The following is a 12347-nucleotide window of genomic DNA, read 5'->3' as shown; positions in this document are numbered from 1 at the left end:
GAACGATTAAACGCAGGTCGAGGCCGCAGGCAAGCGGCATTTGCGCGGTCAGGCGATCTTTTGCAGCATGCCGGCCAGGTGGATTCGTTCGTCGGGTTCGAGCGGGGCTTCGATCGAGCCGTGAATCGCTGCGGCATAGGCGGGCCACATCGCGGTTCGGCACGCAACGCCCGCCTCGGTCAGCGCGACAATCTGCCCGCGACCATCCGACAGGCACGGCGCGACCGTGACCAGGCCGGCGCGCTGCATCCGCGCCAGCAGGCGCGACAGGTTGTACTGTTCGATGTCCAGCACGCGCTGCAGATCGCGCGGGCGCATCGCGCCGCGCCGGTCGAGCGCCACCAGAATATCATACCATTCCAGCGGCGGCAGCCCGGCGCGTTTCAATTCGGCCCTGGCGGTGCGCAACGCGCGGGCGCCCGCACCAAGCAGGCGATCCCAGGCGAGCAGAGTGATGGCAGCGGGTGTTGTCATGCACCCGACAATGGCGCCGGCCGGTGATCGCGGCAATTGCGGGTCCATGCCGATGCATCGGTTAACCTTCGGGCAGGATATGTCGATCGATGCGGCTGCATCAAGATACACATGCAGCGGCATGAATCATTGATGCAGGCGCATCAAACGGCGCCATCGTCACGCTGTTGACATCAATGTAGGCAAGCGCGAAGCATGCAATGTTCGTGGGTGCACGAACATACGTCACGGGAGAGCGCGATGTCGGTTGCAGGAACATACGAAGTCGTCACCAGAACGCCGATGGGCGAACAGAAGTCGGTTCTGACCGTTGCCGTCGACGGCAATGCCTTTACCGGCAGCAATATCGGACCGATGGGTTCGCTGGAGATCACCGACGGCGTGGTCGATGGCAACACCATCAGCTGGTCAAACCAGATCACGTCGCCGATGCCGATGAAGATCGATTGTCAGGCGACGGTCGACGGCGATACCATCTCGGGCACGGTAACCGCCGGCATGTTCGGCAGCTTTCCGCTGAATGGCAGCCGCACCGCCTGAACGCCGTTGCGCGAGGGAACGATCCCGGCGGGGTCGTCCCTTGCGCGGTCAGCGCGGCGCGAACTGCTTCATCGCGCCCGAAAAGCTTAGCACCGGCTGGCCGTCGGCGGTGATCATGCCGCGCGCAAACACCAGGCTGCGTCCGCCACCGGTGCGTTCGCCGCGCGCCAGCAGCAATTGCCCCGCCCGTGCCGGGGCAAGGAATTCGCAATTCATCGTCACGGTAACCCCGTTGACTTCGCCGCCGTGCGATGCGCCCAGCATGAACAGGCTGAAATCGGCAAACGTCATCAGGCATCCGCCGTGGATCATGCCGTGGCCATTGCGGTGGCCCGGACCGGGGCGGAACCCGCAGACGATCCCTTCGGCATCGCGCGCCACATGAAACGGCCCGGTCTGGTCTTCGAACGGATCGACACCGGCCCATTTGTGCCAGCCCGACCATTCACCCGATTCGATCAGGATCAGCCGGCCCGCAAAGGGCGCCCCCGGAAGGGGTGCTATCGCGGTTGCAGTCTGGTCTCCGGTCTCGGTCACGCGCGGCATCTCCATCGGGCGGGGTGGTTTGATCCGCGGTGGCGTGTCGCCGGGGCGGCGTCAAGGCGGGTGGTTCTGATACGAATTGATGCAATTGTTTCGCAGGCTCGAACACGAAACGACAAATAAGTGTTTCCATCTGGAACCAAAGTCGCGGTAGGACGCCACCGTGTAAAGGTCCCCCCGGCCTGAAACCGTCCGTGCCCCGCGGTGCGCTTGCCCGTGCGGGCATCTTGTCGTTGGGCCGGTTCGCGTCTGGGACTTGTGACCAAGGCCGTGTTTGTGCCCATGGAGGTTTGCCCTGTCGACTGTCATCGAGCATAGCACCGGCGAAGAGCGACATCGCCCGCGCTGGTTGGCCTGGGTCCTGGTTCTTGCCGGGCTGGTCGCGGTCGGTTTGCTGGCCTGGTGGTTTGCCATGGCCGGGGTCAGCAAGAACACCCGCGCCGGCCGCCCCCCCGCTGCGGTCAATATCGTGACCGTGGCGCTGGCCGACATGCCCGAAACGGTCAGCGCGATCGGCACGGTCATCCCGCTCGACACGGCCACTGTGCAAAGCCAGGTTTCGGGCAATGTCGTCGCGATCCTGTTCAAGGAAGGCCAGCTGGTCCATCAGGGGCAGCCGATCGTTCAGATCGATCCGCGTCCCTATACCCTGGCGCTGCAACAGGCCCAGGGCACGCTGGCGCATGATCAGGCCAGCCTGGCCATGGCGAAGATGGATCTGAAACGTTACGAAACGCTGGCGTCGCAGGATTCGATCGCGCGCCAGACGATGGAAGACGAACGCGCGACCGTGGCCCAGCTTGAAGGCACGGTCGCGACCGACCGCGCTGCGGTCGGCACCGCGCGGCTCAATCTGCAATATGCCACGATCAAGGCGCCGTTTGCCGGGCGCATCGGCCTGAAACAGGTGTTTGTGGGCAATTTCGTTTCGTCCGGCACCGCCGGGGGCGTGGCCACCGTGACGCGCATCGATCCGATCGACGTCGAATTTTCGGTGCCGCAGGCGATGCTGGGCGATGTCCAGCGCAAGGTTGGCAGTGGCGCGGGCCTGCCGGTCACAGTGCTTGACCAGGACAACAAGACCGTGCTGGCGCATGGTGCTTTTGAGACGTTTGACAACCAGATCAACACCAGCACCGGCACGGTCATGGCCAAGGCGCGGGTCGCCAATCCCCCGGCCGCGGCGCATGGTGCGGCCGGTGCGACCGCACTGTTCCCCAACCAGTTTGTCAACGTGACGATGCTGGTCGACACGCTGCGCCAGGTGCCGGTGGTGCCGGTTTCGGCGCTGCGGCATGGGTCGCAGGGCGACTTCGCGTTCGTGGTTCAGCCCGACAAGACGGTCAGGATCGCGATTGTCCGCACCGGGCCCAGCGATGGCACCAACACCGCAATCCTGTCGGGCCTGCAAAAGGGCCAGATTGTCGTGTCCGAAGGCGCCGATGGCCTCGATGACGGATCGACCGTGCGTCTGCCCGGCGACAAAGGTGGCGACAAGCCAGGCGCCAGTGGCGCGGCGGCCGCAGGCGGTCACAAGCGCAAGCAGGGCGGAGCCGGCGGCCAGTGAGCGACAGCGACATCGCGACCACCACCCCCGGCGCGGATCTTCCGCCGGGGGGACCTTCGCGACCGTTCATCCTGCGGCCGGTGGCAACCACGCTGTTGATGGTGGCGCTGTTGCTGGCTGGGCTGGTGGCGTGGAAACAGCTGCCGCTGTCGGCGCTGCCACAGGTCGATTACCCGACGATCCAGGTCAGCACGCTGTACCCGGGGGCCAGCCCCGACGTCATGGCGCTGACCGTGACCAGCCCGTTGGAACGCCAGTTCGGGCAGATGCCGGGCCTGACCCGCATGACGTCCTATTCGTCGTCGGGCGCTTCGGTCATCACGTTACAATTTTCACTGGGCCTGTCACTCGACGTGGCCGAACAGGAAGTGCAGGCGTCGATCAATGCGGCAAATTCGCTGCTGCCTTCGGATCTGCCCGCACCGCCGGTCTATGCCAAAGTCAATCCGGCCGATGCGCCGATCCTGACGATTGCCGTGGCCTCCAAAACGCGTGCGCTGGGCGAAGTGGAAGGCATCGTCGAAAAACAGTTTTCCAACAAGATTGCGCAAGTTACCGGCGTTGGCCTGGTCAGCCTGTCATCGGGCCAACGCCCGGCTGTGCGAATAGTCGCCAATGTCCAGGCGCTGGCCGCGCGGGGGCTCAGCCTTGAAACCATTCGCAACGCGATTGCCAATGCCAATTCCAACAGCGCCAAGGGCAGCTTTGACGGCGCCACCAAAAGCTGGACGATCGATGCCAACGATCAACTGAACAGCGCGGACTCCTACGCCAATCTGGTGGTGGCCTTTGCCGCCAACCAGCCGGTGCGTCTGAAAGACATCGCGTCGGTCGATGCGGGTGTCGAAAATGTGCGCACGGGCAGCTGGATGAACCGGCAGCCCGCGGTGATCATCGATGTCCAGCGCCAGCCGGGCGCCAACGTGATTGCCACGGTCGACGCGATCAAGGCCACTTTGCCCGATCTGCAGGCGCAGTTGCCCGCCGATGTGCAGGCGACCGTGCTGACCGACCGCACCGAGGGCATTCGCGCCTCGGTTTCGGACGTGCAGTTCGAACTGGTGCTGGCGGTGCTGCTGGTGGTGCTGGTGATTTTCCTGTTTCTGGGATCGCCGCGCGCCACGCTCATCGCGGCGATATCGGTGCCGCTCAGCCTGATCGGCGCGTTTGCGGCGATGTGGGCACTGGGCTTTTCGATCAACAACCTGACTTTGATGGCACTGACCATCGCGTCGGGATTTGTGGTCGATGACGCCATCGTGGTGATCGAAAACATCGCGCGGCATATCGAAGACGGGATGAAACCGTTCGACGCGGCGTTGCGCGGGGCGAGCGAAATCGGCTTTACGATCATCTCGTTAACCGCCAGCCTGATCGCGGTGCTGATCCCGCTGCTGTTCATGGGCGATGTCGTGGGACGCCTGTTCCGCGAATTCGCGATCAGTCTGGCGGTGACAATCGTGCTGTCGGCGGTGGTTGCGTTGACCGTGGTGCCGATGCTGGCCGCGCGCTGGTTGCGTCCGCACGACGCCGAAACCAGGCTGGCCGTGGTCGACAAGGCGATGTCGGCATTCGACCGTCTGGCGCATCACTATGGCCGCGCGCTCGACTGGGTGATTGCGCGTCCGCGCGCCACGCTTGGCGTCTTTGCGTTCAGCCTGCTGGTGGCGGCAGCCTTGTTCTGGGTCATTCCCAAGAACCTGTTTCCGGTGCAGGACACCGGGCAGTTGCGCGCCACCGTCGTGGCCAGTTCCGACGTCAGTTTTCAGCAGATGGCGCACCTGCAGCAGCAGGTGGCCTCCGAAGTCCTGAAAAGCCAGTCGGTGGCATCGCTGTCATCGGCGGTCGGGGTCGACGGGCAGAATCCCGCGCTCAACCAGGGCCGGATGATCATCAATCTCAAACCGATCGAAAATCGCGGCAACCTGACTGCTGTTACCGCTGATATTGCCGATCTGGCGGCGCGCGTGCCGGGGGTCAAGATCTATCTCCAGCCGGTGCAGGATCTGACGATCGATACCGAAACCGGACTGACCCCCTATCGCTTTTCGCTACAGGGTGCCGACGCCAATACGGTGAACCTGTGGGCGCAGAAACTGGCCGACAAACTGCGCGATGACCCATCGCTGACCGGCGTCAACACCGCCAGCCTGGGGCAGGGCCGGGCGGTGATCATCGATGTCAACCGCGATGCTGCCGCGCGCATCGGGATTTCGGCGCTGACCGTCGACAATGCGCTGTACGACGCGTTTGGCCAGCGCATCATTTCGACGATCTACACCCAGTCAAGCCAAAGCCGCGTGATCCTGTCGGCAACGCCTGCCATGCTGTCCGATCCGTCGGCGCTGCAACGGTTCTATATCCCGGTGGGCAATGGCACACAGGTCGCGCTGGGCACGGTGGCCAGCATACACGAAGGCTGGGTACCGCTCGAGCTGTCGCGGCAGAACCAGTTTCCTTCGGCATCGATCGGGTTTGACCTGGCGCCAGGCGTGTCGCTGGGCAAGGCGGTCAGTTCGATCGAACAGACCGAAAGCCAGATTGGCCTGCCGATCTCGGTCAGCACCGATTTCTCGGGCGCGGCCTCGGCCTTTCGGTCGGCGCTGTCGAACGAAGTGCTGCTGGTGATTGCCGCGATCCTGGTGGTCTATATCGTGCTGGGGGTGCTGTATGAAAGCTTCATCCACCCGATCACGATCCTGTCCACTTTGCCCTCGGCAGGCGTTGGCGCGCTGATCGTGCTGTTGCTGTCATCGTATGGGCTGGGCGTGATCGGGATCATCGGGATCGTGCTGCTGATCGGGATCGTCAAAAAGAACGCGATCATGATGATCGATTTTGCGGTGGTCGAAATGCGCGACCAGGGCCACGATCCGCGAACGGCAATCCGCAATGCGGCGCAGTTGCGGTTCCGGCCGATCATGATGACCACATTTGCCGCGCTGTTTGCTGCGGTGCCGATGATTTTCGGTACCGGCATGGGGCATGAATTGCGCCAGCCGCTGGGTCTGGCGATCGCGGGCGGGCTGATCCTGAGCCAGGTCCTGACGCTGTTTACCACGCCTGTGATCTTCCTGGCGTTCGAAGGCATGCGCGAATCGCGTGAGGCACGCAAAGCGGGCACAACCGGCACGCCAAGGCCTGCACCGGCGTGAACATTTCGGGCCCCTTTATCCGCCGACCGATCGGCACGCTGCTGCTGACGCTGGGGGTGGTGCTGGCGGGCATGCTGGCGTTTCTTGAACTGCCGGTGGCGCCTTTGCCCAAGGTGGATATTCCCACGATCCAGGTGTCGGCCAACCTGCCCGGCGCCAGTCCTGCGACAATGGCCAGCACGGTGGCCAGCCCGCTCGAACGCCATCTGGGAACGATCGCCGGGGTATCCGAAATGACCTCGCGATCGACGTTGAGTTCGGCCTCGATCACGCTGCAATTCGATCTTGGGCGCGATATTGACGGCGCCGCGCGCGATGTGCAGGCGGCCATTGCCGCGGCGCGCGTCGATCTGCCCAGCACGCTCAAATCGCAGCCGACCTATCGCAAGATCAACCCGGCCGAAGCGCCGATCATGATCCTGGCGCTGACCAGCCGGTCGCGCAGCCCCGACCAGATCTACGACGCGGTGTCGAATATCGTGCAGCAGAAATTGCTGCAGGTGAACGGTGTCGGCAATGTCGAACTTGGCGGCGCGGCGCTGCCGTCGGTGCGTATCGAAATCAACCCGACCCTGCTCGCGCGCGACGGCATCGCGCTGGAAGATGTGCGCACGGCGCTGCAATCGGCCAGCACCGACCGCCCGCGCGGGGTGATCGAACAGATCACCCAAAGCACCGGCGGCAAAGACCATGGCGGCCTGGCCTGGCAGGTCTACAGCAACGATCCCTCGCTCAAGGCGGCCGACTTTGCCCCTGCGATCATCGCCTGGCGCAACGGTGCGCCGGTGCGCCTGATGGACATCGGGCGGGTGATCGATGCGCCCGAAGATGTGCGCACGATGGGGCTGTTCAACGGCAAACGCGCGGTGCCGATCATCGTGACGCGCCAGCCCGATGCCAATATCGTGCAGACGGTGGATGCGATCAAGGCCCAGATACCCGGGCTTCAGGCGCTGTTGCCCGACGATATCAAGCTGTCGCTCGCCACCGATCGCACCATCACCATTCGCGCGTCGCTGGTCGAAGTCGAAGTTTCGCTGCTGGTTTCGACGTTGCTGGTGGTGCTGGTGGTCAGCCTGTTTCTGCAAAGCTGGCGCGCCACGCTGATCCCGGCGGCCGCGGTGATCGTGTCGCTGCTGGGCACGCTGAGCGTGATGTACATGGCCGGGTTCCTGCTCGACAATCTGTCGCTGATGGCGCTGACCGTGGCGACCGGTTTCGTGGTCGACGATGCGATCGTGGTGGTGGAAAATATTGCCCGCCATGTCGAAGACGGCATGAAGCCGTTTGCGGCTGCGCTGCGCGGCGCGCGCGAGGTCGGGTTCACCGTGCTGTCGATTTCGATCAGCCTCGTCGCGGTGTTCATCCCGCTGGTGTTCATGGGTGGCATTCTGGGGCGCCTGCTGCGCGAATTTGCGTTGACCATGACTGCCGCGGTGATGATCAGCCTGATCGCATCGTTGACGGTGACACCGATGCTGGCCGCGAAACTGCTGGAAAACGATCGCGAGCGCCAAACCCATCTCGACCGCTTCAGCCGTGCCCTGTTCGACCGGTCGCGCCGCCTGTTCGACTGGTTGCAGCGCAGCTATGCGCGTCAGCTGAACTGGGCGCTGAACCATCGCGGGCCGGTGCTGTTGCTGCTGGCGGGCGCGGTGGTGCTCAATGCATATTGTCTGGTGATCGCGCCAAAGGGCTTTCTGCCGCAGCAGGATACCGGCAGCATGGCCGGCGGTCTGCGTATCGACCAGTCGATGTCATTCCGCAGCCAGTCGGACAAACTGACCCGGATCGCGCAGATCGTGGGCAAGGACCCGGCCGTGGCCACGGTGGTGGCCTTTGCAGGCGGCGGGCGCGCCGGGTCGGGGTTCATGTTCGTCAATCTGAAACCGCGCGGCCAGCGTGATGCGGTGACCGACGTGATCCAGCGGTTAAGGCCAAAGCTGGCGCGGATCCGCGGGGTCAGCCTGTTTCTCAATCCGGTGCAGGATCTGCAGGTCGGCGGGCGCCAGACCACCAGCATGTACCAGTATGTGCTCTATGCCGAAACGCCGGATCAGCTGGCGGACGCCGGCAATGGCCTGGTCAGGATCCTGAAATCGCAGCCGGGCATGATCACCGATGTCGACATCGATCAGCAGGATGCAGGCGCAGCGAGCTATGTAACGGTCAATCGCGACCGCGCGGCCGATCTTGGCATCTCGATGGTCAATATCGACAACACGTTGTATGATGCGTTCGGCCAGCGCCAGGTTTCGAACATCTACAAGGGCCTGAACCAGTACCACGTGGTGATGGAAGTCGATCCGTCGTTCAACGGCAATCCCGAGGCGCTGAAAAGCCTGTACCTGCCCACGGCAGGCAACATTGCGCTGGCCAAGCAGGCCGCCTCGTCCAATGCCTCGCTCGGGTCGAACCAGGCGCTCGGCAGTGCGATCAGCACGACACCGTCGACGCTGGTGCCGCTGTCGACCATTGCCAGCTGGTCTTCGGCATCGACCAATGCGGCGGTCAGCCATTCCAATGGCGAACCATCGGCCACGATCTCTTTCAATCTGCCCGCATCGGTTTCGCTGGGGCAGGCCAGTCAGGTGATCGCGGATGCCCAGCGCCAGTTGCGCCTGCCGGCCACGGTGCACGGCGATTTCGGCGGCACGGCCAAAGTGTTTCAGCAATCGACGGCGACGATCCCGTGGCTGATCGTGGCGGCGATCCTGGCGATCTATATCGTGCTGGGCATTCTGTATGAAAGTGCGATCCACCCGTTGACCGTGCTGTCGACGCTGCCGTCGGCGGGGCTTGGCGCGATCTTTGCCCTGATCGTAACCGGCGGGGAATTCGATATCATTGCGCTGATCGGCATCATCCTGCTGATCGGCATCGTCAAGAAGAACGCGATCCTGATCATCGACTTTGCCATCGAAAGCGAACGCCAGTTCGGCACCGCGCCGCTCGAAGCGATCCGCGAGGCGTGTTTGCTGCGGTTTCGCCCGATCCTGATGACCACGCTGGCGGCGGCCCTGGGTGCCCTGCCGCTGGCGATCGGATTTGGCGACGGGGCCGAACTGCGCCGGCCGCTGGGCATCGCGATTGTCGGCGGGCTGATGGTCAGCCAGTTGCTGACGCTGCTGACCACTCCGGTCGTCTATCTGGCGCTGGACCGGTGGCGGCGCCGATCGCCTTATGAACATCTGCTGGTGCGACATTCCGAAGATGGCGCAGAACCGGCAACCGCAAGCTCCTGACCCAATTGTGGATAGGCTGAATTCCATGACCCATCGTTTGCTGCCTCTGATCGCTGTTTCGACGCTGCTGGCTGGCTGTTCGATGGCGCCTGCCTATCATGTGCCGACCAGTGTCGTGCCCACATCCGCGTTCAGGGCCGATCCGGGCTGGGTTGCCGCAACCCCGTCGGATGCTGTGGCCAAAGGCGAATGGTGGCGTCTGTTTGGCGATGACACGCTGAATGCGCTGGAAGCGCGCGTTTTGATCACCAACCAGAACCTGGCGTATTATCGCGCATCCTATGCCCAGGCGCTGGCGACAGTGCGGGTGGACAAGGCAGCGCTGTTGCCCACGGTCGGGGTTACTGCAGGGGTCACCCGCCAGGGCACGGTTTCGGGCCGCACGCAATCGCAGATCGGCGGGGCCGCCACTTCGACCACCGGCAGCACGTTCAGCGCGGCTGGCACCGCCAGCTGGGCGCCTGACCTGTGGGGCGCGTTGACCAACACCACGCGGGGTGCGCGCGCCGCTGCAGAGGCGTCCGCGGCAGAACTGGCCAACGCCACGCTGTCGGCGCAGGGCACTTTGGCCACGAGCTATTTCACCTTGCGCGGTCTCGATGCGCAGGCGCAGATGCTGGACACCACGATCGCCGGCTATCGCCGCGCCCTGGTCATCACGCGCAACAAGTTTGCCGCCGGGACGGCCACTTCGGCCGATGTCGATACCGCGCAGGCGACGTTGTCGAACGCCGAAGCCAGCCGTCGCGATCTCGATCGCCAGCGTATCGCCAACGAAACCGCGATCGCCGTGCTGGTGGGCCAAAATCCCAGCACATTTGCGATCGCCCGCAGCGATTGGCACCCGGTCGTGCCCGAGGTGCCCGGGGTGGTCCCATCGGCGGTGCTCGAACGTCGTCCCGATATTGCCAATGCCGAACGGCTGGTCGCTGCGGCCAATGCCAATATCGGGGTACAGCGCGCGGCGTTTTTTCCGTCATTGTCGCTGTCGGCGCAATTGGGATCGAACGCGGGCAGCCTGTCCAGCCTGTTTGGTGCTGCAACATCGGTATGGTCGCTTGGTGCCAGTGCGGCCGAAACATTGCTCGATTGGGGCGCGCGATCGGCCAAAGTGGCGGGTGCGCGTGCCGCGTATGACGCGGCTGTCGCCACCTATCGCCAGACCGTGCTGGGTGCATTCCAGGAGGTTGAATCCGACCTGGCCGGGGTCGATGCGTTTCGTGCCGAATACGAACATTACCGCATTGCGTCGCAATCGGCAGACCGTGCCGAACAGGTCACGCGCAACGAATACCAGGCCGGCACGGTCGATTTCACCACCGTCACCGCAGCACAGGCCACCGCCTACAACGCACGGACCACGCTGATCCTGAACACGGTCAACCAGCAGAACGCGGCAGTATCGCTGATCGAGGCGATTGGTGGACAATGGACCGGGGCGGTCGACCTGCATCCGTCGGCAACCCCGCCAAAGCCTTGATCGGCGCGCTCTGGCCGGAATGGCCGGGTCCGTGCATGGGTTGCGATCGGGCAAGGGCAGCGCCATGACCACATTGGACGATGCGCACGCAACGACATCCGGGCACGCACGGGAATGCTTTGGTGTGGCGCTGCGGCTGGGCGTGACGTCGTTCGGGGGGCCGGCTGCGCATATCGGTTATTTCGAACGGTGCTATGTTGAACAGCGGCAGTGGCTTGGCCGCGACGATTTTGCCGCGATGGTGGCGCTGTGCCAGATGGTGCCGGGGCCCGCGTCAAGCCAGCTGGGTTTTATGATTGGCTGGCGGCGGGGTGGATGGCGCGGTGCGATCGCGGCATGGGCAGGGTTTACCTTGCCCTCGGCGCTGCTGATGACCCTGCTTGCCATCGGACTGGCGCGGTTTGGCGGGCAAGGTGCGATCCGCGACGGCCTGGTGCACGGCTTCAAGCTGGTGGCGGTGGCGGTGCTGGCGCAGGCGATTTACACGATGGGCCGCAGCCTGTGCCCCGATTGGCCGCGCGCGCTGATTGCGCTGCTGGCCATGGCGCTGGTGCTGGCTTTGACGGGCCCCTGGGTGACATTGATGGCCGTGCTGCTGGGCGGGCTGGCCGGTGCGGCGTGGCTGCGGGGCGGGGTGCCTGCGGTCGTGGGTGAAGCCACCGTTTCACGCCGCCTTGGCGTGGCGGCATTGGCGCTGTTTGTCGGTTTGCTGGGCCTGGCCCTGGCGACCGACACCGTCGGGATTCACGGCATCGCGGGGCTGGCTGCGCTGTTTTATCGTTCGGGCGCGCTGGTGTTCGGGGGCGGGCATGTCGTCGTGCCCTTGCTGCGCGATGCTCTGGTGCCCGGGCACTGGGTCGACGACCAGACCTTTCTGGCCGGATATGGCGCCGTGCAGGCCATGCCAGGCCCGTTGTTCACGCTGGCCGCCTGGCTGGGGGCAGTGTGCGCCCCGGCCGGCGCCGGCTGGCCGGTTGCCGTGCTGTGGTCGGCGGTGGCGCTGGGTGCGATGTTTGCGCCCGGGCTGTTGATCATCATGGCCGCGTTGCCGGTATGGCAATGGCTGGGGCATCACGCCCGTGCGCGCGGCGCGTTGGCCGGGATCAACGCCGCCGTGGTCGGCGTTCTGGCCGCGGTCTGGTGCACGCCTGTCGCGCGCACCGCGCTGTTGCGCCCGATTGACGCGGTGATCGCGGCGGTCGGGCTGGTGCTGCTGGTGCGCTGGCGTGTTCCGCCTGTCGCGGTGGTTGCCATGACGGTGCTGGGGGGCGCGGTGTGGGGCTGATCATCCGATCGCAAATATCCACTGATTCAAAGCGGTCGTTGGTGCAAATGGTTGACGG

8 protein-coding genes are annotated in these 12347 nt (G+C 64.5%); 6 read left to right on the top strand and 2 right to left on the bottom strand.

What is annotated here, in order from left to right:
- Positions 1-48: 48 nt before the first annotated feature.
- Positions 49-474: a MarR family winged helix-turn-helix transcriptional regulator gene (locus tag G404_RS0106425; protein WP_245584420.1), complete on the bottom strand. Its 426-nt coding sequence runs from the start codon at positions 472-474 to the stop codon at positions 49-51.
- A gap of 240 nt (positions 475-714) precedes the next feature.
- On the opposite strand from G404_RS0106425, the gene G404_RS0106420 reads away from it, so the two are divergent.
- Complete coding sequence (locus tag G404_RS0106420) at positions 715-1014, top strand: hypothetical protein (RefSeq protein WP_028640345.1); 300 nt, start codon at positions 715-717, stop codon at positions 1012-1014.
- 48 nt (positions 1015-1062) lie between these two features.
- Here the strand turns inward: G404_RS0106420 and G404_RS0106415 are convergent, their stop codons facing one another.
- Positions 1063-1551: a PaaI family thioesterase gene (locus G404_RS0106415; RefSeq protein WP_245584419.1), complete on the bottom strand. Its 489-nt coding sequence runs from the start codon at positions 1549-1551 to the stop codon at positions 1063-1065.
- A 355-nt stretch (positions 1552-1906) separates the two neighbouring features.
- On the opposite strand from G404_RS0106415, the gene G404_RS18330 reads away from it, so the two are divergent.
- From G404_RS18330 to chrA, 5 genes are all read left to right on the top strand, one after another.
- Complete coding sequence (locus G404_RS18330; RefSeq protein ID WP_245584418.1) at positions 1907-3124, top strand: efflux RND transporter periplasmic adaptor subunit; 1218 nt, start codon at positions 1907-1909, stop codon at positions 3122-3124.
- Positions 3121-6279: an efflux RND transporter permease subunit gene (locus G404_RS0106405; RefSeq protein ID WP_051280281.1), complete on the top strand. Its 3159-nt coding sequence runs from the start codon at positions 3121-3123 to the stop codon at positions 6277-6279. Before G404_RS18330 ends, G404_RS0106405 begins: the two co-directional genes overlap by 4 nt.
- A complete protein-coding gene (locus G404_RS0106400; RefSeq protein ID WP_028640342.1) occupies positions 6276-9524 on the top strand; it encodes an efflux RND transporter permease subunit in 3249 nt (1082 codons plus the stop codon). The genes G404_RS0106405 and G404_RS0106400 overlap by 4 nt, the downstream gene beginning before the upstream one ends.
- A 25-nt stretch (positions 9525-9549) precedes the next feature.
- On the top strand, positions 9550-11004 hold the full coding sequence (locus G404_RS0106395) for an efflux transporter outer membrane subunit (RefSeq protein ID WP_028640341.1): 1455 nt from the start codon (positions 9550-9552) through the stop codon (positions 11002-11004).
- A 64-nt stretch (positions 11005-11068) separates the two neighbouring features.
- Positions 11069-12289, top strand: a complete 1221-nt coding sequence (chrA, locus tag G404_RS0106390) for a chromate efflux transporter (RefSeq protein ID WP_036520662.1) — start codon at positions 11069-11071, stop codon at positions 12287-12289.
- Positions 12290-12347: the final 58 nt, after the last annotated feature.

Source organism: Novosphingobium acidiphilum DSM 19966 (assembly GCF_000429005.1).
In the GTDB taxonomy this organism is placed as follows: Bacteria; Pseudomonadota; Alphaproteobacteria; order Sphingomonadales; family Sphingomonadaceae; genus Novosphingobium; species Novosphingobium acidiphilum.
The sequence above is the reverse complement of the archived record's forward strand: the minus strand, read 5'-3'. Positions and strand labels throughout refer to the sequence as shown.

What these genes read in the sequence shown, in the direction of transcription:
- G404_RS0106425 (WP_245584420.1), bottom strand. Translation starts at nt 474, where the DNA reads ATGACAACACCCGCTGCCATCACTCTGCTCGCCTGGGATCGCCTGCTT.
- G404_RS0106420 (WP_028640345.1), top strand. Translation starts at nt 715, where the DNA reads ATGTCGGTTGCAGGAACATACGAAGTCGTCACCAGAACGCCGATGGGC.
- G404_RS0106395 (WP_028640341.1), top strand. Translation starts at nt 9,550, where the DNA reads ATGACCCATCGTTTGCTGCCTCTGATCGCTGTTTCGACGCTGCTGGCT.
- chrA (WP_036520662.1), top strand. Translation starts at nt 11,069, where the DNA reads ATGACCACATTGGACGATGCGCACGCAACGACATCCGGGCACGCACGG.